The sequence below is a fragment of the Mucilaginibacter sp. NFX135 genome, assembly GCF_048565145.1.
Taxonomy (GTDB): Bacteria; Bacteroidota; Bacteroidia; order Sphingobacteriales; family Sphingobacteriaceae; genus Mucilaginibacter.
The window spans coordinates 5,742,533-5,765,791 of the sequence record NZ_CP183412.1 but is presented as its reverse complement, the minus strand read 5'-3'; the positions used below and the strand labels follow the sequence as shown (position 1 = coordinate 5,765,791).

The window sequence follows — 23,259 nt, the reverse complement described above, 5'->3', positions numbered from 1 at the left end:
GCCGTTTAGATGAGGCTTTCTGCAGCTGAAGTTAAGCCTGTTGTGTAACAGATATATGTCAGTTGCGTCTTAGTTATTATCAATTGAACTTTATAACTTAGATTTTTTAGGACTGACATTTAAAAAACAATTTATGAGAATAACAAAATGGGCTTTGGTGGCTATTCCTGTCGCTATTTTAGCGTCATGCGGCCAAAAAAAGGAGTCGTCATCAACGGATGATGCCCCTAAACGCACCGTATTTTTTGATAAAACAGGTATGGACACCACGGTAAAACCCGGCGACAATTTTTATTTGTACGCGAGCGGTGCATGGTTAAAAAAAACCGAGATACCAGCATCGCAGCGCGGATGGGGTTCGTTTTATACGCTGTATGATGATAACCAGAAAAACCTGCACAAAATACTGGAAGAAATTACCAAACAGGATAACGCTGCAGGCAGCAAGGAGCAAAAAGTGGCCGATCTGTACACCAGCGGTATGGATACCGTAGGAATCGAAAAGCTGGGTTATGAGCCTGTTAAGCCCGTACTGGCAAAAATTGCCGCGGTGAAGGATTATAAAGGATTGATAAGCCTGGCGGCCGATAGCTATAAAGAGGGCAGCGGCTTTTTATTAGGATTTTACGTATCCCCGGACGACCGTATCAGCACCCAAAATATCGCTCATTTTGACCAGGCGGGTTTAGGCTTACCTAACCGCGACTATTATTTCAACAGCGACTCGGCTACGGTTAAAATACGTGCCGCCTATGTAAAATACATAGCCAAATTGTTTACGCTGACTGGTGTTGACGAAGCTACGGCAACTAAAAAAGCCGATGGTATCTTAAAACTGGAAACCTTGATAGCTAAATCGCACCTGACACCAACCGAACTGCGCGACCCGGTTAAGAACTACAATAAATTCGCCGTTGCGGATTTGCAAAAACAGGTCCCGGATATCGACCTAAAGGATGCTTTTAAACACCTGGAGCTAAGTGCAGATACCGTTTTGGTGGGTCAGCCTGCTTATTTTAAAGCGTTGGATGGCCTTTTAAAATCTGAACCTATTGAGGTTTGGAAAGATAAGGCAACTTTTACTGCTTTAGATAACGCTTCAACAGCCCTGAGTAAAGCTTTCAGAGATGCCAACTTTGAGTTTAACGGCAAAACGTTGAGTGGTAAAAAACAAGAACAGGAGCGTTGGAAAACCGTTATTGAAACCGTTGATGGTGGTATTGGCGAATTATTAGGGCAGCTTTATGTAGAGAAGTATTTTACCCCTGATGCTAAACAACGTATGCTTACGCTGGTAAATAACCTGCAAAGCGTATACAAGGACCGTATTGAAAAACTGGATTGGATGAGCCCCGAAACCAAGGCCAAAGCCTTGGCTAAACTGGCCGCCTTTACCAAGAAAATTGGTTATCCCGATAAATGGAAAACTTATGATGATGTAACGATTAGTAAGGATGCTTATTACAAAAATCAGGAATCCATTGCCCGTCATCATTATAATGAAATGATCAAAAAAGCAGGCAAACCGGTTGATAAAACCGAATGGGGCATGACACCGCCAACCGTTAACGCCTATTATAACCCCACCTTTAATGAGATCGTTTTTCCGGCTGGTATATTGCAATTTCCTTTCTTTGATAAGGATGCCGATGATGCTATTAATTATGGCGCTATTGGTGCGGTTATCGGTCACGAAATGACCCATGGTTTTGATGATCAAGGTCGCCAGTACGATAAAGACGGTAACCTGAAAGACTGGTGGACAAAAGCCGATGCTGATAAGTTTAAAAGTCGTGTAGGCCTGATGATCGAACAGTACAACAAATTCACTGTATTGAACAACCTGCATGTAAACGGCAGCCTTACCCAGGGTGAAAACCTGGCCGATATTGGCGGTGTAGCAATCGCTTACGAAGCGTTCAAAAGAACCGAGCAGGGTAAAGGCGATGCCAAAATCGATGGTTTTACGCCAGATCAGCGTTTCTTCCTGTCGTTTGGCCAGGTATGGCGCATCAAAACCCGCGACGAAACTATGCGTATGCGTATCAGCGTTGACCCGCACTCACCAGAGATGTACCGTGTGAACGGTCCGCTGTCAAACACCCCTGCATTTTACAAAGCATTTGACGTAAAACCCGGCGACAAACTTTACCGCCCTGAAAATGAGCGTGTGAAGGTTTGGTAGATATAATTGCCCGCGAGGACACAGACAATGGGAAAAATAAAAAGTTCCACCTGAAACCAGGTGGGACTTTTTATTTTATGAGTAACGTCATGCGGAACTTGTTTCACTGTTGTCCGGTAAAGGTTTTTACGATTTTACTTCCGCGGACAACAGTGAAACAAGTTCAGGATGACCTGCTTTTTGGGCTTTTAGCTTTCTGCTTTAAGCTAATACGCTCTCTACCCAGGCCTTACCCCAGTTGTCAAGCTCATCGGCAGTCCAGAGTAATGGATAAAATATCCGTTTCTGGAAACGGGGAGGCAGGTACTTTTGCCAGTTGGTACCGCCGGTGGCTTTGATCTCTTCGGGCTCGCGGTTCAGGTATCTTACCGCCGATTTATAGTGCGATAACGGCCAGTTGATATTCACGTTCACGTCCAGTTGTTTAAGCTCCAGTTTGAGTTCGGGTGTTAATTGTCCGGCGGTTTCAAACTGGCAGGCCAAGGCGTTAAAGTTGTGGTTAACGCTGGCTTTGCCCAATTCAATAAATGTTTTGGAATATTTTTTCTCAAATTGTTTAAGGGTGAGTGTCTTTTTGCCGGTGGATAGTTCTGTCGCGCCAAATTTCCAGTATAGGTACTCAAACTGGTCTTCAATGGAGGCCTTGCTGAGTTCCAGACGTTTGTCTTTATCAACCAGGTTAATGAAATCGGTGGCATATATCTCAATCATACGGTACTGGCCCGATTGAAATCCGCTGGCTGGTAATAACGACATCCGGAATTTCAGGAATTGCTCTTTTTCCATCCCATCAACCATGATCTCGAATGATTGGGTAAGGGCGCCAAAATACCGGTTGATGCGTTTTAACCTCGCGGTAAAAAAATCAACCGTTAGCGGCTGTGCTTCGGCAATTTGCCGGCACTCATGCAGGGCCAGTTTAAAATACAGTTCGGTGATCTGGTGATAAATAATGAATATCTCCTCATCAGGAAAGGGTGTTTTGGGGCTCTGTAAACTTAGTAGGGTATCCAGGTGGATATAATCCCAGTAGGTTAAAAAGTCGGCATGCAGCAGACCGTCGAGGTAGGAGGTCATGTCCTGCCCCATGGCTTCATATTTTTCCTGCAAACGTGCCAGGCGATCTTCAATTTCAGGATGGAAATGCATAATCAAAGGTAGTAAAAATGAGATATCGGCAAATTGGTATGATATCTGCAAAAAGCAGAAACATTTTTGCGGCATAAATGTCTTTATAGCAATTATCTGAACCGGAATTTTCAGAATGTAAGGATTTTCAGAATTGTACTTAGTTATTCTGTTAATTGAATAATTCTGTAAATTCTGATCAAAAGCATTAAACCTCATGAAGATCAGTAAAATACTTATAGGGATTGACGATAGCGCTTATGCGCGCAATGCCGCTGCTTATGGCTTTGATATGGCCCGGGATTATAAAGCCGCTGTAGGCTTGGTGCACATCATCGAACCCATTGTCATGCCTTCGACACCTGCAGATAATTTAACCGGAACACCTATGGATAGCACTTTTGGCATTCAGGACGTGGAGTTAAACGAGGTACAAAACAGCCAAACAGAAATGCTTATCGCTAATACCATCAAAGAATTTGGAGATGGGGTGGAAATAACAGCCTTTAAGCAATACGGCTCCCGGGCCGAAGGGATAATTGACTGCTGTAAAGAGTTTAATGCTGATATGATTGTAATTGGCACACACAAACGTTCAGGCTTCGACCGTTTGCTCATCGGCAGCGTTGCCGAGCATGTGGTGCGCCATTCGGCAGTTCCGGTGCTGGTGGTGCCGTTTGTGGAATAAGGCTGTTTAGGTTTTACGTGGTACGTTTTACGTTATAAGATTTTTGAATCTTTTAAACGTACTACGTAAAACATATAACTCACAACGTATTAATACAGCAACCTAAACTTAATGGTATGCTCAATAGCTTTTAGCTCGTTAAGTACCTGCGGATCATAACCGGTGTTTACATCGGTAATTACATAGCCTATCTGGGCGTTAGTAACCAAAAATTCGCCTACTATATTGATATTGTGGCGAGCAAATACTTCGTTTATTTTGGCCAGTATACCTGGTATGTTTTTGTGGATATGTATAAGCCGGTGGGCATTACTTACACGAGGTGGCTGCAGATCGGGAAAGTTACAGCTGGTATGTGTTTTACCCTCATTCATAAAAGCCATTACGCGACGAGGTATAAAATCGTTATTGTGTGGGTTATGTTTAGGATCGTCAAATATGATGATACCACTTTCTGTAGCCACATCAGCCAGCTTACGACTGCTTTTGCCAAAAATACCGATCACTTTTAGTCTGCCCGCGTTTTGTACCTGTTCAGGAGTGGGCTGATTAGCTTCGTCACAAAATAAAACACCGGCTTCTTCCAGGTATTTTTCTTCAATGCTTTCGCGGTGGCGCAGGTTATAGCCTTCTTTTTTCATTTGCGCCAGCGCGTCATCATCCACATTACCTACTATGAGGCATTTGATGCGGTTTTTTGGATATGATATAGCGCGCGGCAGTTTATTGAGGTATAAAAACTCGTCGAAGCTGGGTGTTATGTGATCGGCTTTTTCGGCTACCGATTTGCGTTCGATGTTTTCGGTAAAGGCGAAGAATTTTTTGATCATGCCCGATTCCTTCAGCTGGAAATCCGAATAACCATCACCAATACCATAAATATCGCCGGGGAGCTGAAGCTCTTTCAGTAGTTTAACCTTACCACCTTCTTGTGACAATGGATTTTCACGATCATAGCCAATGATCTTGCCATCCTCGTCAAACACGAATGTGTTGGCGTAGATGTTTTCTTTTTTGATATGATATTCGGTAACAACCGGGGTAATAAACTCCTTAAAGCCACCAGATACGATGAGAACCTCGTCCTGATGATTTTTAAAGAATATGGTATTCCGAGAAAAAGACGTGGATACTTTTTTCTTAAGATGGGTAATGAGTTGCTTTAAATGATCGCGGTTGGCCTCTAATAGTTTAACGCGGTTTTCCAAACTTTGGGTAAATGACAACCGGCCTTCCATTGAAGCGTTGGTCAGATCTTCTATCTGTTTATAAATGTCCTCCCGGTTGGGGTGATTTTTGAGGGAAATGCGGGCCAGTTCGTCAAGGGCCTCTACCTGTGTAAACGTGCTGTCGAAATCAATAATAAAGTACTGCTCCATCTTGGGCGCAAATGTGCGAATTTTTTTTGTTGGTTCATTAGTTCATTGGGTGATTTAGTTCATTGGTTTTAGCGCACAATTACTCCAACATGATACTAATGAACTAAATCACCCAATGAACTAATGAACATTTAACGCTTTACAAACCTCCGCGATAGTTTCACTCACCGGTTTAAACTCTATGCCGATAGCTTCCCTGATCTTTGAATTATCGAAATTGCGGACCTCGGAAGCTGCCCGTGCCGAAACCTTATCAATAGCAGGTGATCCACCGGTTAAGGCAGCCAGTACAGTTGCGCCGCGCCAGGCCAGACCCATCATCCAGGGTTTGGCTAATTTGGATGGTGGTTTTATGCCAAAATCACGGGCGATTTCGGTGGTCATATTCTGATAAGTATAATTTTCTGCGCTGATGATATAACGCTCGGCAGTAATATCGCTGTTCATGAGGGCAACCATACATTTGGCCACATCCTCCACATCAACAAAACCACCGCTGCCACCGGTATAATATTTAAGTCCCTTTTGTACGGTTTTGAATAATGCACCCGTACCAGATGTACCAGCGCTTGCCCCTAAAATAAGGGAAGGGTTAACAATCACGGCATCCAGGCCTTCGGCTATGCCCCGCCATACTTCCATTTCACTTTCCAGCTTGGATATGGCATAACCATCGTTCTCTGTTGATTGCTCCAGGTGATGGTTCTCGGTGATCAGCTCCCCCGGTTTGGCTATACCAATGGCAGCTATGGAGCTTACATGAACCATCCGTATGCCGCGCTCGGTACACAGGTTAACCACATTAGCCGTACCCGTAACATTGGTATTGATCATGGGAGCTTTATCGGCCTGTTTTAAAGATACCCAGGCAGCGCAATGATAAACCTGTGTAACACCTTCCAGCGCGTCGGCCAAAGCAAATATATCCAGCATATCAGCGTCAACCCATTCTATTTGCGTTTGATAGGGGGTTAACAGTGTGGGTATCCTGGAAGTACTCCTTTTTGTGCAACGGATGTGTTGGCCTGAATTCACCAGCAGTTTTGCCAGTTCAGCTCCTAAAAAACCTGTTGCGCCGGTGATCAGTATCATATGTGCAAATGTGATAATAAATGTGCAGATTTTAGATGTGCGGATATGCAGATGTGGGAAATGATTTTCTCGTGGGTAAATTAACTTCAATTCCAATAATTCATTAATTCTGAAAATTTGGGTTCAGACAAAAAATCTGCACATTTGCACATCTGCATATTTGCACATTAAAACATTATGTCCTTAGCTGATTTTTTTACACCTATTGATCTTAAAAAGATCGCTCCTAAAAAGGGATATTATACCAGCCAGCTTGGCGATAAAATTGTGCATTATTCTGTCGATTTTCCCGATCTGGAAGAAAAAACCGACCTGGCCATCATTGGTGTTATGGATGATCGTAATGCTACCGATAATCAGGGTTGTGCCCTTGGTCCCGATTATATCCGCGAAAAACTTTTCCAGCTTTATGAAGGTGGCTACAGTGTAAAAATTGCCGATTTGGGTAATATACGCGCCGGCGCCACAGTGACTGATACTTATTTCGCGCTTAAAACCGTAGTGGCCGAGCTCATTAAAAAAGATATTATTCCTATTATATTAGGCGGCGGTCAGGACTTGACCTATGCGCAATACCTGGGCTATGAAGAGCTGGAACAAAAGGTTGATCTGGTGGTGATCGACTCGCATTTTGACCTGGATGAGGACGATATCCAGGGCGGCATTGAAACCACCTCAACATCCTATCTCAACAAAATATTTTTGCATGAGCCTAATTTCCTGTTCAATTACAGCAACCTGGGTTACCAAACTTATTTTGTAAGTCAGGAGAGCCTGAGGGTAATGGAGAAGCTTTATTTTGATGTACACCGCCTGGGCGAGCTTACCGGCAATGTGGCAGTTACCGAGCCGGCCATCCGTAATGCGAGTATGATTAGTTTTGATGTTGGGGCCATCCGATCTGCCGATGCCATGGGCAATGCCAATGCCACGCCCAACGGTTTTTACGGTGAAGAAGCTTGTCAGCTTTGCCGTTATGCCGGTTTTAATGATAAGCTAACCTCCATTGGTTTCTATGAATTTAACCCGGCTTATGACAGCAACGGTCAAACCGCTACGCAGCTGGCGCAAATGATCTGGTATTTTATTGAGGGAGTTTATAACCGTAAGCGCGATTTTCCGCTCAACCCAAAAAGTCAATACCTCATCTATAAAACAAGTTTAAAGCACGAAGATCAGGAAGTGGTGTTTGTAAAAAGCAAGAAATCTGACCGCTGGTGGATGCAGGTGCCGTACCCCACAGGTGGATCCCGGAATGAGCGTTTTCACCTGGTGCCCTGCAGTTATGCCGATTATAAAATGGCAGCTTCTGGCGAATTACCTGATCTTTGGTGGCGCACTTACCAAAAATTAAACTGATAAATTATAATTCAACCGGCATTCTTGCGTTATGAATGCTTATAGTTTTGATATTCTGATGAAGAAACTGATTTTCTCTATGGCGGCTATGCTGCCCTTAATGGCATTTGCCCAAACTTCTGACACTTTTACTATCAATGGTAAAGTAGGCGCTCTTGGTGCTCCCGCCAAAGTGTACCTGATATACCAGTTGGGTTCCAATAATGTGGTGGATTCATCGAGCGTAACCACCGGTAGTTTTAGCTTTAAGGGATCCATATTAAACCCGGTGAATGCAACTTTGGCACTGGATTATAAAGGTATTGGTCTGAACAAATTTATTCAGCAAAACTATCCCGACGGCGGTCCATCAAACACAGCGGATGATTTGAATCTTTTCCTGGAAAAAGGGACGATAACCGTCAATAGTAAAGATTCGCTTTCTAAATCACTCATTTCGGGTTCGGTTTTAAATGATGATAACCGGAGGCTTACCGGGCAACTGGCCGCGATTAATAAAAAAGCACAGGCATTAATGGCTGAAGCCAAAGCTGCTACACCCGATCAGCAAAAAGCGCCTGATTTTCAGGCCAGGATGCAGGCCCGTTATAAAAACATCCAGGCCGAACAAAAGGCAGTGCTCAAAAATTTTATTACCAACAACCCGAATAGTTATCTGAGTTTGCTGGCTATAAATTCCGTAGCAGGACCAGCACCTGACCCTACGGAGATTGAACCCTTATTTAATGGTTTATCTCAAAGCTTGCGGGATTCCGAGAGCGGTAAAAACCTGAAACACGGTATTGACGCATTAAAAGTAACCGCCATAGGAGCCGTAGCGCCAGATTTTATACAGAATGATGTAAACGGTGCACCGGTTAAGCTATCATCATTTAGGGGGAAATATGTGCTGATTGATTTTTGGGCGTCCTGGTGTGGCCCTTGCCGTCAGGAAAACCCAAACGTGGTACGTAACTATAATAAATATAAAACCAAAAACTTCACCGTATTAGGGGTATCATTGGATAAGCCCGAAGGCAAATCAGCCTGGCTGGCCGCAATTAAAAGCGACGGATTGGAGTGGACGCAAGTATCCGATCTTAAATTCTGGAATAATGAAGCTGCAGGGCTTTACCAGGTAAGCTCTATCCCCCAAAATTTCCTGATTGACCCTAACGGTAAGATCATTGCCAAAAACCTGCGTGGTGAAGACCTGGACGCCAAATTGCAGGAGCTATTTGGTAAAATATAGTATTGTGGTATTAGTACGGTAATATTTTAATTAATAAGTATTTATATAATTAAAATATTACTATTTTGCCGTATGAACAGCACCGCACTAAAAAAGATAGCTTTATTAGCATTGGCAGGCATGCCGGCTATAGGTTTTGCACAGGATGCAAAATATACCATTCAGGGAAAAATTGGTGACAATAACGCACCCGCAAAAGTATACCTGGAATACCGTAAACAAGGTAAAACTATAATTGACTCGGTTACTTTGGCCGGGGGTAAGTTCCAGTTTGCGGGCGTAACAGGTAGTGATCCGGTTAATGCTTACCTAGTGTTTAACAACAAAGGTAATGGCGCTAATAATAGTGACGATTACCGTTCCATTTATATTGAAGCCGGAACCGTTAACGTAACTACTGCCGATCTGCTGGCCAATGCCAAAGTTGACGGGCCCAAAACCAATAAGGATAACGAAAAATATAAGCTGGCTCAAAAGCCGATAAATGATGCTTATGAGGCTCTTGCCGCTAAACGTAAAGCCGCAACGCCCGAGCAACAAGCCGATCCGGCGTTTGCCAAGCAACTGTCTGCCGAGGAAAAAGCCATTGACGATAAAAGCACACTTGTTGATAAACAATTCATTAAAGACAATCCTGATTCTTACATCAGCCTGAATGCGCTGGAAGGCTATGCTTATAGTGCCGACTATGTAGATATTGAACCTTTATTCACTGCTTTAACGCCTGCTGTAAAGGAAACAGAGGCCGGTAAAAAATTCGCTGAGCGTATGCCTAAGCTCAAAGCGGTTGCTTTGGGTGCAACAGCGCCTGAATTTGCCGAAGCCGATACCAGCGGTAAGGAGATCAGCCTGTCGTCATTCCGTGGAAAATATGTGCTGATTGATTTCTGGGCTTCATGGTGCGGCCCATGTCGCAGGGAAAACCCGAACGTTGTGGTGGCTTACAATAAATATAAAAACAAAAAATTTACTATTCTGGGCGTGTCTTTAGACCGACCAAATGCTAAAGATAAATGGCTGGCAGCTATTCATAAAGATGGCCTGACCTGGAATCATGTATCCGACCTGAAATTCTGGGATAGTAAAGCTGCCGCGTTATATGCAGTGCGCGGCATTCCACAAAACTTTTTATTGGATCCCGACGGCAAGATCATCGCCAAAAACCTGAGAGGCGAAGAACTTGAAAATAAACTGGCCCAAATTTTCGGGAAGATATAAATGGTTTATCAGCTCATTGGTTCACTGGTTCATTGGTGAACATGTACAAAAAGCCAGATTGCTATTTAGACGATCTGGCTTTTTCATGAGATGATGGTTTTATTGAACTATGTCCCCAATGAACTAATGAACAGGTGAACCAATGAACTACAACAGATCAAACCCAATATCTCTTCTGAAATACATGCCATCGTAATAAATGCGACTGGCATCGGCGGTGGCTTGTTGCAGGGCTTTAAACATATTGTCCTGTAGAGTTGTAATCGCCAAAACACGACCGCCAGTGGTGATCACGTTATCGCCATCGGTTGATGTACCTGCATGAAAAACAATAGATTCATGAATATTCTCTGTTCCGGTGACCACCTTGTTTTTAAGGTACTCGCCCGGATATCCGCCTGCCACCATCACTACGGTAGCCGCGGTTTTAGGGCTGATTATTAATTCTTTCTGATCAAGGTTTACTTCGGCAACACCTTGCAGCAGATCAACAAAATCCGAATCGATACGGCGCATCACGCTTTCTGTTTCCGGATCGCCCATGCGGCAGTTGTATTCAATTACCCAAGGCTCACCTTCGCTGTTCATCAAACCAATAAAAATAAAGCCTTTGTAAGGTATGCCGTCCTTTTTTAAGCCTTCAATGGTAGGGATGATCACTTTCTCTTCTACCTTTTTCATGTAGGCAGCATCGGCAAATGGCACCGGCGAAACAGAGCCCATGCCACCGGTATTCAGGCCGGTATCGCCTTCGCCAATACGTTTGTAATCCTTGGCTTCGGGTAGTATCTTATAGTTGTTGCCATCGGTCATTACAAAAACCGAAAGCTCAATACCTGTTAAAAACTGTTCAATAACCACGCGCGAACTGGCTTCACCAAATTTGGCTTCGGCCAGCATTTCGGTAAGCTCCAGTTGGGCTTCTTCAAGGGTGGTGCATATTAACACGCCCTTGCCCGCTGCCAATCCATCTGCTTTTAGCACAACGGGTAATCCGGCGGTGGCCAGGTAAGTTAAACCTTCCTGCAAAGTATCTTTGGTGAAGGTTTTGTAAGCTGCTGTAGGGATGTTATGCTTTTCCATAAACTGTTTGGAAAAGTCCTTGCTGCCCTCCAACTGGGCTGCTTCCTGCTGCGGACCTACCACAGGAATACTTTTCAATTGCTCATCGTTCAGGAAAAAGTCATGAACGCCTTTTACCAGCGGTTCCTCGGGGCCAACCAGAACCAGGTTGATGTCATTGCTGAGCACAAAAGTCTTGATGCCTTCAAAGTCGGTAACTTTAAGGTTAACATTGGTGCCATACTGCGTAGTACCGGCATTACCGGGTGCAATAAAAAGGTTTTGACACTTTGGACTTTGAGCGATTTTCCAGGCGAAGGCACTTTCCCTTCCGCCCGAACCGAGGATCAGGATATTCATGGCGGCAAAGATAGTTATTTGACATTAAGTTTCGGACGATACTCTATCTCATAAAAAAGACCTTTAACCACCAGGCTAAAGGTCTTTTCTTCATCTATCCCGATCAGGTTAGGCTTCTAATACAGGGGCATCTTTTACTTTTTCCAATACCGATGCCGGTAAATAAGGTCTGCCGCCTGTAGCTGGTACGCAGGTGCCGGTAAAAACAGCCTTGGTCATCACTTTATTATTCAGAATAATGGATTGTTTAAAATGCAGCTTCGGTGCACCGCCTTTGTCGGCAAAAAGCTCGCAGGTTACGGTAAAGTTATCGCCTTTTTTTAAGGAGCGTAAAAAGCTGATGCTGTAGTTTGAAAGTACCATGTATACACCATTTTTAGCTTCGATCTCCAGATCAAAACCCAGTACTTCGCGGATGTAATCATGCCGGCAGTATTCCATATAAAAAGGGTAATACAAACCATCCATAATTTCCTGAACATCGATGTGTTCTTCTTTAGCAACGTAATTTTTAGAATATTCCATAAGTATGTATTTTAATAGGGCAGGACGGCAAATATATAAACTAAAAATTTAGGCTACGTGCAGTCTGATTTTTTTATAAATCAATATTTATTAAGCTTATTTAGCAAAGATATCTTTCATAGTATTACAGATTTTGTACCATGAACATGACCTATTGGGTTTAGTTTGATCTATTCTCTTAGGAAAGGATAAAAACTACAGATCTTGCTTTGCCTGTTCAAGAATAAAGCAAAAGGTTTGGGAATACATTCTGAAAACACTGAAATAACTACTTTATCTCTTGTTTGTATCCTATGCTCTCAAATGTGCTATCTTTAAAAATGCTACACCAAGAATTTGAACCTCCTGAAGAACTACGGGATACCATCAAGTGCTTTTGGTACAACAAAAGAGAATCAGGAGAAGTGCCATCAGATTTTGAGGTACAACCCGATGGCTATGCCGAAATTATTTTTCATTTTGGAGGCTGCTGCAGCAGGATGCATCAAGGAGGTTTGCAGGCCTTACCGTCACCATTTATGATGGGCCTGCTTAATCAACCTGCTGTTTTTTACTCTAAAAATCGTTTAGAGATCATTGCCATCAGGTGCTATCCATGGACGGTATTCGATCTGCTCGGACTACCATCGGGTAAAGGTGCGGTGCATATATTTGAGCACCCTATCGTCCGGCTTCAACCTATATTGGATAAGCTGGTTCATGCCGGTAAAATAGATGAAGCGATAGCAGAGGTAAAGCAATATTTCATGGATGCATGGTCGGGTGTAGCTACCAGCAGTATGCTATTCAAAGCGGGAGTTGCCATGCGAAAAGCCAACGGTGCTATGCCGGTAAGCCAGGTTGCAGAGGCGGCCCATGCTACGGTACGTACACTGGAAAGGAATTTCAAGCAATCATCTGGTTATACAGTTAAGGATGTGTCGGCCCTGATGCGTTTTGAACAGGTGCGAAACCAATTATGGCGTTATCCGGATACCAACATTGCCGGCTTAGCACATGAGCTGGGCTATACTGATCAGGCCCACTTGAGCAAGGAATTCAAACGCTACAGTGGTACCACGCCGGCGGCGTTCGCCCGTAAAGCAAAAAAAGAGAGACCGGTAGTAAACGGCGATTTTGTCGCGTTTATACAATCCTAAGGGCGGAACATTTCAGAATTTTGTGAAGTAATAATTTAAAAATGAAAACTACAAAATATTCAACTATATACGATGTGATTATAGCCGGTGCGGGGCCTGTAGGCCTGTTCCTTGCCTGTGAACTGGCTCTGGCCAAATGTTCAGTCCTGATACTGGAAAAGGCCGAAGATCCATACTCACCATTAAAACAAATGCCTTTTGGAATACGGGGGCTTAATGCACCTACCATTGAAGCGCTTTACCGCCGTGATTTACTAAAAGACCTTAAGCTCCACGAACGAGTTAAAAACCCGCACCAAAACGCCAAACAAGGAGCGCAGCGCCAGGGAGGGCACTTCGCCGGTATTCCATTTAATTTCGGCGATATTGACACCTCACAATGGGAATATCGCCTTCCAGCTTCAACCGAAACCAATTTAATTTCGGAGATGTGGGAGCTTGAAACCGTATTAACCCGCCGCGCGGAAGCCCTGGGCGTAGAGCTAAGACGGGGGCATGCCATAACCGGCTTCCATCAAACCGTGGATGGGGTGACCGTTCGGTCTGATGACCAATCTTTTCAAGGTAAATGGCTGGTGGGTTGCGATGGAGCCCGCAGTGCCGTTCGCAAGACGGGCGGTTTTGAATTCGCCGGAACAGAGCCGGAATTTACCGGCTACTCAACACTGGTTGACCTAACCGACCCGGAAAAGCTCAACCCGGGCCGAAATGTAACACCAAGGGGCATGTACATGCAATCACAGCCGGGTTACCTATTAATACAGGATTTTGACGGCGGTGCATTTCATCATTCAAAAAAGCCGATAACGCTTGAACACCTGCAGGAAATGCTCCGCCGCATCTCGAACACCGATATTACGATCAGTGCTCTACATGTTGCAACCACCTGGACCGACCGGGCACGGCAGGCTACAACTTATCGAAACGGGCGGGTATTTTTAGCCGGCGATGCCGCGCACATACATGCGCCGCTGGGCGGCCAGGGGCTTAACCTTGGGTTGGGCGATGCCATGAACCTGGGTTGGAAACTTGCCGCGACAATCCAAAATAAGGCCCCGGAAGGCTTGCTGGATAGTTATTATACAGAACGGTATCCAATTGGTGCTGAGGTGCTGGATTGGTCGCGAGCCCAGGTTGCCATCATGAAAACAGATCCGGCTGCCCGTGCACTGTATGCGATTGTCCGGAACCTTATTAATACCCGCGATGGGGCCACCTACGTTGCCGGGCGTGTGTGGGGCGTTAACACCCATTATAATCTTGCCGGCAAGCATCCCTTAGTGGGCCACAGCGTACCTAACTTTGAGTTGGAGTGTGATACTACAATTGGCGACTTAATGCATGATGGCCTTGGGATACTGCTTGATTTTGATAACAACGATTCCCTTAAAACTTTGGTTGATCACTATGGCGATCAGATAAAGTACGTTTCGGGCCAGGCGAAGGACCAATTAGGCTTGAGCGCCTTATTGATACGCCCTGATGGGATCATCGCCTGGACTGCTGACCAACCTGATCTTGCAGGGGTCGAACAAGCTACCGGACTCTGGTTTACTTAACCTGTAACGAATAAAAACAGAGTCTTGAGTTATCATTCATATCCGTTTTTTAAAACCAGCACGGCGCCGGGTTTAAAGTCCAGATCAATAAGACCATCTTTAACGGCGCCCATTTCAACATCTGTTTGATTTTGGGCAAACCACGTTTTGAAGGGAAGCTTCAATTTAGTTTTTCCACCTTTTTCTGATACAATCTTTACTTCATCTATCTGTCCGTTTTCTTTTTTTATACTGACCAGAAAAGCTCCCTCGGCCCGTAAATTTTCAAAGGAAAGGTTTTTCCAGGTAGTTGGTACAGCTGGTGTTACCTCAATAAAGCCGGCATAACTTTGCAGCAACATTTCCTGCAAACCAGAAGCGAAGGCGAAGTTTCCCTCTAAGGTAAAAGGGCGATATTGAAACTTAGAATAACCCGACTTGGTTTGGTCGCCATTTAAATGAAAACTATTGATAGAGCAAAACGCCTTTGCAAAAATGGTCAGATCCTTAGCCGCACCCTGCCCGTCTTTTGCCCGCGCTTTCATATTAGCCAGCCAGGAGTAGGAATAGCCACACCAATAAGCGGGGCCTATACTATCCAGCAAATGAATGGAATTTTTGATAATGGATTGTGCCTTTTCACCATCTTCCCATTTCACCAATCCCAGCGGATAAATGCATAGCATATTTGAAAAATGCCTGTGCGATTGGTTATAAGCCATGGAAGGCGCAAACATCAGTTCATTAGCCGGTGTTATCGCGAAATCATCAAACTCATCATATATCTTTTTCCAGTGCGCGGCCTCGGTCTTTTGATCCAGCTCTGCGGCCAGTTCTGTAGCGGCTTTAAATGTAAATTTCATTAAAGCCAGGTCGTAATTGGTGTTCTGGTGGAACCAGGCTGTAATATCGTTATCATTGATCTCGGGACTTGAGCTGATAGGCAATTTGCGATGCCCTTTACTATCCAAACTGGTCAGGCTTTCAATAAATGTGGCGGTTGCTTTTATCCAGGGGTAGGCTCGGGTTCGCAAAAAGTTTTTATCCATACTGTAGCGCCATTGCAAATAATAATGCTGACCCAGCCAGGAAGATACCGTTGGTGAAAGTGAATACTGTATCCACCCGCCCATTTCTGTACCGGTCATGGTAGTAACGCCCGGTACGGCCAACCCATTTTTACCAAAATACATTTTTGTGTACCGCTGGTAATTAGCTTTATTAGCATCCAAATGGTTCAGATAGGCCATACCTTCATTCAAATGATTGGCGCTGTAGCTGGGCCAATAGCTTAACTGGGTATTCAAATCGTGGTGAAAGTCGCCTTTCCAGGGCGGAAGTCGACCGTTATCTGCCGTCCATACCGCTTGCAGCGAGATCGGTGGGGCGCCCGTTCTTGATGCCGAGCCAAATTTGTATTGTTCCAGGTACCACTGTTTCTCCAACAACGCGTCTGGTATATGAATGGCCGATTTACTCCAGAAATTATCCCACCAGTTTTCATGCGATTCGAAATCAGCCTGAAGCCCCCGTTTTAACGCGTTTGCGGATACTATAGCAGCTGTGGGATTAATCTTTTTAGCGGGATATTGTGACGAGATGGTCCACACGCCTTCTATGGTAGTTGCATTTACTTTATGCCAGCTTACATTGATCTGGTAGGTAAAACCACCCCAGCCCTTTTGTTTATAGGTAATGCTATTACGCTGCTGACTAATGGTTCCCGCAGGATAACCCAACCGTGACAGGTCATCGCCGCCAACCGGATCGCCGGATACTTTTACTTCTCCCTGGTATTTTGGGGCAATTAGCTTGGGTTCAAAATCGCTTTTAATATTTTCAAACCTGAACCAGCCTACCGGTGCTGTTGCATGTACAAAGGTTTTCAGCATAGTGCCATTTGCCCATTTAACAACACACAAGGCATTGGGTAAATGCAAATTAACAGATTTTACCTTGCCCCAATCTTTGGTATCAAACTCCAATGCGCCGCCGGGAATTTTGGAAGGGGCTGGTTCATGGTCATAAGGCTCGTCCAGATACTTTTGTACCGGTGCATAATCTTTTTTATTGACCTGGTTAATTACCCACTGATAGCTAAATTCTTTACGGTGCAGCCCCTTCATGGGGCGCAGGTCCCAAAGATCGGCCCTGTCTAACGAAAAGCGCAAATGATTGCCCTTTTGCCATATCAATGCTCCAAGCATACCATTACCCAGTGGAATAGCTTCGTCCCATCGCCTGGCCAGGGTATCAAATTGTAAATCATGGCTAATCTCATTTTGTGCAAACACACTGTTATAAAATAAAATACAGGTGATGATCAGGATTATTTTTTTCATAGATATGGATAGTTGCAAATCAAGTATATGATCGTCTGGATTAGCGATTTTGCTGTAATGGCTTTTTTGATGACATGATAATTAATTACTTAGGGTTTTGACATAGGCAGATACCGCCTTTGCTGTAATAGCATAAAATGCAGGACCTGCCAGTAGCGTTATTTTTGTTACAGGAGTAAGGCTGCTATAATTTTTTTGTTTTAGAAAGAGCTCTGTTTGATAGGCTTCTACCGCGCCCTGAATAACATTGGTGGCGATGAGCCCCGTTGGCGAATCCAGGCCGCCATCTTTTAAATCGCTGGCGTGAGCGTAGCTGCTTACACCCAAACGTAAGGCTTCCCTCATCCCTGTACTTCCAACACCCACCATCAGATCGGGTTTAAAGTCGGTCTTTTTGCCCAAACCAATCAGCAATAATTTTTTTGCCGGGATAGTACCGGGAGGCGGACTTAATAATAAAGTCTCTAAAGCATGTCCTTTAAATTTCCCGCTTTTGCGTAGTTCCGTAATCAGTCCGTTTAACTGATGATCGATATGTACCAATCCATTTAATGCAGGCGGCAAAGCAGGCGGAGATTTATAAATATCCCCTTCTTCATATTCAAATACACATACAATTTGCAAGGGTGTATCTTCGGCAGAAGGACTTTGGACTGTTGCGGCTATGGTTATGCCGCTTATCTGTCCCAACGCCGATGTGGTACCAATTGCCGGTAAAATATCTTTAGTTACTTTGATTCCCTGGGCATTCGAACGCATGCCGCATAGCGCCAGTATCAGTAATGAAGTAATAAATAAGTAAGATGAGTAGATTTTTCTCATAGGGATGCCTGTTAAAAGGGCCGATATAAAGTTAAAAACTTATCCATTAAATTATTGTCCAATCCAGCATATCTCATCATATTGGCACCATTATTAGTTTGGCTTAGCCCTCATCAACAAAGCAAAATCTGAGTTTACATGGTTTACGGTTTTTAATATAAATTTCATCTCAAATAACTGTAAATAAGCTTATTATGCTTTATTTTGATTGAAAAAGTGTAAACCCACCTTTTAATCATATAGCATCGTGTTTATATACTCACTATTATACTATAACGAAAACGTTGTCGTAAATAAATACCTGAAAATTAGCTTTTTATAAAAGCTAATAAATAAATTTGGGTAAACCACTAATTAACCTATACTTTATAAACCCAATTTTTTTCGCGACAACCGCCCGGGTAGTTTGTTGCTATTCCTACGCATTTTGTAAACCAACAAATAACATAAACCTATTTTAAAAATGATGAGAAAACCTGCACTAACATCCGGATGATCACGCTGCTATTTGCGACGCAGGTATATCTATACAAAAGGCAAAGCATTTCGGAGTGCTGAAGCTACACTTTTATCGAAGTGTTTATCATAGATGTACGGATCAAAGAATTAATTAACCAAAACCAATAAACTAAATTTCTTGAGCTATGAGAAAGAAAACCACCTATTGGCTGGCTTTTGCCTGCCTGTTTGCCCTGTGCGCGTTTCTGTGCCAGTGTAAAAAATCAACTATTAAAAGCGGCATATCAGATGCCACCCCACAAACCAGCCCCCGTGCGGTAACTACTTTTATTCATCCAGGCGTAATTAACACCCAGGCTAATCTCGACCTGATCGCTTCGCAGGTGAACAGTGGTGATGCCACCCGTACTGCTGCTTACCAAAAAGTGCTTGATTTTATTAGCAATAACGCCTTGCCAACTCAATTTTACACCACGGTTTATGTTGGGTCAAACGGCCACACCAGTCCCTCAAAAAGCCAGATCAGGAAGGACGCCGAGCTGGCTTACGCTCTGGCCCTCCGTTTTGCCAAAACTGCCGATGTTACCTATGCCAACCAATGTATCGCAATATTGAACGGCTGGTCATACACCTTCCAGAACTACGCCCCTATAGATGCCTCTGACAACCCAAATCAACCTGCCCTGGAAGCCTCCTGGACCACACCCAGTTTTGTGGCTGCTGCCGAAATTATCCGGTACTATAAGCCAAATGGTGTATCGGCCAACTGGTCGACCACGGATATTAACAAGTTTAACGACTACCTCAACAATGTAAAGAACAACTATATCAACAACGTACCTACCTATAATAATAACTGGAACGTATCTGCCGGTTACGCTAAAATGGCCATCGGGGTTTTCCTGAACAGTGCCAGTGTTTTCCAGGCGGGTGAGGATATGATCAACGCCGTGTTGCCGCAGGTAATACAAAGCGGTGGTACCATGCCCGAGCTTTGCGACCGCCAGGACTGCGTACACTACCAATATTCCCTAACCGGTTTAACCTATGCCGCCGAAATTGCGAACATGCAGGGTGATGGCTCATTGTACACCGCGCTTTCCAACCGCATCAGTTCCGGATATGATTTTGAACGCAGCGCTTATAACCAAAGCACCGGCTGTAACTATTGTTCAACCTCAAGTCCTATTTTTCCGGGTGTTGAGGTAGCTTATCATCATTATGGAACCGCCAATATGCTGTCATTACGCAACATGCAGGACCCGCTGGGTGTTCCTAACGACAATACCTTTTTAGGATTTACCTCTTATACCCACTTTAATGTAGGTGGGGGTACCACTACGCCTCCAACAGGTTCAAATCCGCCTATTGGTTCGGTCATATCTCTTAAAGGATTTAACAATGCTTATGTAAGCGGCGAGAATGGCTCTACAGCTATGACCTGTACCCGTACCACAGCTGGCGATACTGAACATTTTACCGTAATTGATGCCGGTGGCGGTAAAATTTCCTTACGCAGCAAAGCCAAATTCGTATCCTCGGAAAATGGTACTATGGCCATTACCTGTAACCGTGCAACCGCCGGCGACTGGGAAAAGTTCGACTGGATAACCACCCCCGATGGTAAAGTTACCCTACGCGGCAACAATGGTTTATTTATCAGCAGCGAAAACGGTACCCAGGCCATGACCTGTACCCGGGCTACAGCTTCGGGATGGGAATCATTTACAGTTGGTCAGTAAAAAATAATTGTATAACAAAGCCCTTAGCATGTAAGCGGGGCTTTGCACAAAAACTTTTTAAAGCTTTATTTTAACACATTTCTGCCCTGAAAATGTATGAAACCGGGTCGAAAATTGCCGAAAACTTATTCAAAATACCTGTTTTAATAAATTTCAGTACGGTTTTGACAGCGTTTTTATAATTTAAAAAGTCATTCACAAATTAACGATCAAACAACTATGTACCGATGGGTCGGTTGGACTTTTATTGTCTCCTTAACACAACAACCCGGCTGTCTTTTTATTGGGTAGCCGGGCTGTTATTTATATAAAACTACGACTTACAACACACTTATTTCTTCCCAAAGCTACCAGCCAGTTCATTCAATTTTGCTACACTGATAGTTTGCCCGCCGTTGCTAATCACGATACGGTAACGAAAGGTTACCGATTCTCCTTTTTTAAGCGTCAGGTTCTTTTCGGATTTGCCGTTGGTAAAGATCTTTTCGCCAAGTGGATTGGCTGCAAATAATCCATAGCCGCGGGCATGCCAAAAAGTGGGGTAGTTTACATTTTTAGGATGATCGATAATGGCGATGCTTACCGAGTCGGCACCCATTTTGCCGTAAACCTTGCACCATACACCTCGGGTGCTCCAGGCACCGTTACCGGTTTTGCCCGCGCTGGTAAGGTAGGTACCATTGGCAATATTGTCCTTCCCGCCTTTTACAACGGTTACATTACCCTTATCATCAGTATATTTCTGGTCGGCTGTATCGGGGATCTGCAATTCATGGGCAAAGCGTAAACCCAGCAGGCCGTCTTTGGCATCTTTAAACAAGGCATCCATATCAGCTTTCAGGGTAGTATACCGGTCGATAATACGCTGATGGGCATCGCCGCTGAATTCAAAGCGGGTAGTTTCTTCCAGGATCACTTCTTTTTGCTGATTGGTCCAATTGGCATGATAGGACAGTACGCCTGTGCTGCCACTTTTGGTTTCGAGGATACGGTCAGTACGGATCCAGCCGTAAGCATGTTTTTTACTTGCGGGGATTGCGTAGGAATTGTTCCAGAAGTCGAGCCCGTTGAGGTTTTCAAAATTAAACCAGATCCCGATGTGATGCGGATGATCAACCGGATCGCCGGTACGCGGCGCCAAAGGGAAACCACGGGTTACTACAGTGCCTCCGGCGGTATACAAAGGGTATAACACCGGTTTCTCCAGGGTATCGGGAAACAGAAAACTGGTAAAAGGTTTACCGCCGATAGAAATATCTATTTTGTCCTTGGACGTTTTAACGATCTTTACCTGCTCTGCCTTTTGAGCCTGGGCTAAGGAGGATACCGCTGCAAGAATGGCGATGCTTAAAGTTTTTATGGTTCTCATCTTATTTATGTAAGGTTATTATTTGTCCAAACAAAGCGTCATTGCGAGGTACGAAGCAATCTCTATACCATACAGGGCGACTTACATGGTTGATCTGCCTATGTAGAGATTGCTTCGTACCTCGCAATGACGTATCGGAGATAAATTTCTTTTCTCAAAGTTTTAAAGCCCTCTCCTTTGGAGAGGGTTGGGTGAGGCTCTTAATATTTAAACACCTTCCCATTAGCCATTACTTCCTGCGTAGCTTCATCAAAAGTAGCTTTGTAGCCGGTATGCACGGCGGCGTTGGTCATGATATTAGCTATGGAATGGCTGTAACCGGCTTCAACCGGTGCGTGTGGTTCTTTACGGCTGCGTACACATTCCATCCAGTTGCGTACATGGTTTGAGGTGAGCACATCGCCACCAGTGTTGGCAGATGCTATCACCTTTTCGGTATTGGCCAGGTTGATCTCGGGCAATAGATTGGCCTGCATGTGCATGGCATCGGCCATCTTTTGGGTCAAACCACCTTCTGGCGAAACTTTGTTAGTATTCAGGTTCAGTTCACCGCCGTTGGAGTAATAGATCTCCGCCGGGTGCTCATCGCCATTGTGCATGCGCGAGCCAAATGTTACCTGGAAGCCTGTCGACGGATCATCCAGCGGACCATAATCAAACGCGGCCAAAATGGTATCCCAGTTTCTGCGGCCATCTTTCCATACGTATATACCACCGTTGGCTACCACGCTGCGCGGATGTTTTAACCCGGTAAACCAGTGTACGGTATCAATCTGGTGACTCATCCATTGCCCGGGCAAACCAGAGGAATAGGGCCAAAACAAACGGTACTCCAAATATTTACGCGGATCAAAGGCCTCATACGGGCGATTCATGATAAACCGTTTCCAATCGGTATCTTCTTCTTTGAGCAAGCCCAATAAGTCGGGCCGGCGCCAGCGGCCGGGTTGGTTCACGTTCCAGGTAAGTTCTACCATGGTGATAGGGCCAAATTTGCCCGAGCGTATAAAATCATTAGCCGCGTGGTAATTGGCACCGCTGCGGCGCTGTGAACCTATCTGTACAATTTTGCCCGATTCCTTCACCGCTTTGAGCGCGGCACGGTTATCCTCCATGGTTTCGGCGAAAGGTTTTTCTACATAAGCATCGCAGCCAGCTTTTACCGCCTCGATGGTATGGCGGGCATGCTGAAAATCGGCGGTGCTGATAAATACCGCGTCGACCGCTTTGCTGTCGTACATTTCCTCGTTATTGCGGTAGGCCTTTACATCATGCTGCATTTTTTCTTTCCAAATGGCAGATCCTTCTTCACGTCGCCGTTTCCAGATATCAGATACGCCAACCACATCAAAGTTGAGTTCCTTATAATGGTTCATAAAGCTGGGGATATGCGAGCTGCGGTGCCGATCTGAAAAGCCTACTACACCAACCCGCACGCGGTCGTTAGCACCGATGATGCGTTTATAACTTTTGGCGCTCCAACTGTTTTGAGCAAGCATTACACCGGCACCCGCCAACGCGGCCTGCCTGATGAAAGTACGGCGTGATTTTTCCATGAAGAATAGGTAAATTGGTTAATTAATGGGTGGTCTGTTCGACCAGCCTAACCAAATATCGAAGA

Annotated in this window: 17 protein-coding genes; 8 read left to right on the top strand and 9 right to left on the bottom strand. The window is 44.5% G+C overall.

From position 1 onward, the window contains the following. Nucleotides 1-133 precede the first annotated feature (133 nt). Entirely contained in the window at nucleotides 134-2,185 is a 2,052-nt protein-coding gene (locus ACNURT_RS24025) for a M13 family metallopeptidase (RefSeq protein WP_419699811.1), read from the top strand. Between the two features lie 201 nt (nucleotides 2,186-2,386). Here ACNURT_RS24025 and ACNURT_RS24020 read toward each other — a convergent pair whose 3' ends face one another. Further along, the gene (locus tag ACNURT_RS24020; RefSeq protein WP_419699810.1) at nucleotides 2,387-3,334 is read right to left on the bottom strand and encodes a tryptophan 2,3-dioxygenase family protein; all 948 of its coding nucleotides are present in this window, start codon (nucleotides 3,332-3,334) and stop codon (nucleotides 2,387-2,389) included. A 196-nt stretch (nucleotides 3,335-3,530) separates the two neighbouring features. On the opposite strand from ACNURT_RS24020, the gene ACNURT_RS24015 reads away from it, so the two are divergent. Beyond that, nucleotides 3,531-4,001 (top strand): universal stress protein, encoded by a 471-nt coding sequence (locus ACNURT_RS24015; RefSeq protein ID WP_370996830.1) that lies wholly within the window; start codon nucleotides 3,531-3,533, stop codon nucleotides 3,999-4,001. A gap of 89 nt (nucleotides 4,002-4,090) precedes the next feature. Here the strand turns inward: ACNURT_RS24015 and ACNURT_RS24010 are convergent, their stop codons facing one another. Then, complete coding sequence (locus tag ACNURT_RS24010; RefSeq protein WP_419699809.1) at nucleotides 4,091-5,380, bottom strand: HAD-IB family phosphatase; 1,290 nt, start codon at nucleotides 5,378-5,380, stop codon at nucleotides 4,091-4,093. Nucleotides 5,381-5,500: 120 nt separating this feature from the next. Continuing rightward, nucleotides 5,501-6,472 carry an NAD-dependent epimerase/dehydratase family protein gene (locus ACNURT_RS24005; RefSeq protein ID WP_419699808.1) on the bottom strand — a complete coding sequence of 324 codons (972 nt, stop codon included), beginning with the start codon at nucleotides 6,470-6,472 and terminating at the stop codon, nucleotides 5,501-5,503. Nucleotides 6,473-6,649: 177 nt separating this feature from the next. Here ACNURT_RS24005 and ACNURT_RS24000 point away from each other — a divergent pair, with 177 nt between their 5' ends. The 3 genes from ACNURT_RS24000 (at nucleotide 6,650) to ACNURT_RS23990 (ending at nucleotide 10,280) form a co-directional block, all read left to right on the top strand. Continuing rightward, the gene (locus ACNURT_RS24000) at nucleotides 6,650-7,831 is read left to right on the top strand and encodes a formimidoylglutamase (protein WP_419699807.1); all 1,182 of its coding nucleotides are present in this window, start codon (nucleotides 6,650-6,652) and stop codon (nucleotides 7,829-7,831) included. A 58-nt stretch (nucleotides 7,832-7,889) separates the two neighbouring features. Continuing rightward, nucleotides 7,890-9,062 (top strand): redoxin domain-containing protein, encoded by a 1,173-nt coding sequence (locus ACNURT_RS23995; RefSeq protein ID WP_419699806.1) that lies wholly within the window; start codon nucleotides 7,890-7,892, stop codon nucleotides 9,060-9,062. 72 nt (nucleotides 9,063-9,134) lie between these two features. Beyond that, entirely contained in the window at nucleotides 9,135-10,280 is a 1,146-nt protein-coding gene (locus ACNURT_RS23990) for a redoxin domain-containing protein (protein ID WP_419699805.1), read from the top strand. A gap of 147 nt (nucleotides 10,281-10,427) precedes the next feature. Here the strand turns inward: ACNURT_RS23990 and purD are convergent, their stop codons facing one another. Together purD and ACNURT_RS23980 are read right to left on the bottom strand one after the other, a co-directional pair. Then, the gene (gene purD, locus ACNURT_RS23985) at nucleotides 10,428-11,702 is read right to left on the bottom strand and encodes a phosphoribosylamine--glycine ligase (protein WP_419699804.1); all 1,275 of its coding nucleotides are present in this window, start codon (nucleotides 11,700-11,702) and stop codon (nucleotides 10,428-10,430) included. 108 nt (nucleotides 11,703-11,810) lie between these two features. Continuing rightward, complete coding sequence (locus tag ACNURT_RS23980) at nucleotides 11,811-12,227, bottom strand: acyl-CoA thioesterase (RefSeq protein ID WP_419699803.1); 417 nt, start codon at nucleotides 12,225-12,227, stop codon at nucleotides 11,811-11,813. Between the two features lie 320 nt (nucleotides 12,228-12,547). On the opposite strand from ACNURT_RS23980, the gene ACNURT_RS23975 reads away from it, so the two are divergent. After that, complete coding sequence (locus ACNURT_RS23975) at nucleotides 12,548-13,366, top strand: helix-turn-helix domain-containing protein (protein WP_419699802.1); 819 nt, start codon at nucleotides 12,548-12,550, stop codon at nucleotides 13,364-13,366. 41 nt (nucleotides 13,367-13,407) lie between these two features. After that, nucleotides 13,408-14,925, top strand: a complete 1,518-nt coding sequence (locus ACNURT_RS23970) for an FAD-dependent monooxygenase (protein ID WP_419699801.1) — start codon at nucleotides 13,408-13,410, stop codon at nucleotides 14,923-14,925. A 32-nt stretch (nucleotides 14,926-14,957) separates the two neighbouring features. On the opposite strand, the gene ACNURT_RS23965 is transcribed toward ACNURT_RS23970, so the two are convergent. Both ACNURT_RS23965 and ACNURT_RS23960 read right to left on the bottom strand, forming a co-directional pair. Next, nucleotides 14,958-17,246, bottom strand: a complete 2,289-nt coding sequence (locus tag ACNURT_RS23965; RefSeq protein ID WP_419699800.1) for a glycosyl hydrolase family 95 catalytic domain-containing protein — start codon at nucleotides 17,244-17,246, stop codon at nucleotides 14,958-14,960. An 81-nt stretch (nucleotides 17,247-17,327) separates the two neighbouring features. Further along, the gene (locus tag ACNURT_RS23960; RefSeq protein WP_419699799.1) at nucleotides 17,328-18,068 is read right to left on the bottom strand and encodes a M17 family peptidase N-terminal domain-containing protein; all 741 of its coding nucleotides are present in this window, start codon (nucleotides 18,066-18,068) and stop codon (nucleotides 17,328-17,330) included. 644 nt (nucleotides 18,069-18,712) lie between these two features. On the opposite strand from ACNURT_RS23960, the gene ACNURT_RS23955 reads away from it, so the two are divergent. After that, nucleotides 18,713-20,269 (top strand): alginate lyase family protein, encoded by a 1,557-nt coding sequence (locus ACNURT_RS23955; protein ID WP_419699798.1) that lies wholly within the window; start codon nucleotides 18,713-18,715, stop codon nucleotides 20,267-20,269. Between the two features lie 331 nt (nucleotides 20,270-20,600). On the opposite strand, the gene ACNURT_RS23950 is transcribed toward ACNURT_RS23955, so the two are convergent. Further along, complete coding sequence (locus tag ACNURT_RS23950) at nucleotides 20,601-21,638, bottom strand: PmoA family protein (RefSeq protein WP_419699797.1); 1,038 nt, start codon at nucleotides 21,636-21,638, stop codon at nucleotides 20,601-20,603. A gap of 200 nt (nucleotides 21,639-21,838) precedes the next feature. Next, on the bottom strand, nucleotides 21,839-23,194 hold the full coding sequence (locus tag ACNURT_RS23945; RefSeq protein WP_370996815.1) for a Gfo/Idh/MocA family protein: 1,356 nt from the start codon (nucleotides 23,192-23,194) through the stop codon (nucleotides 21,839-21,841). Between the last annotated feature and the right edge of the window lie 65 nt (nucleotides 23,195-23,259).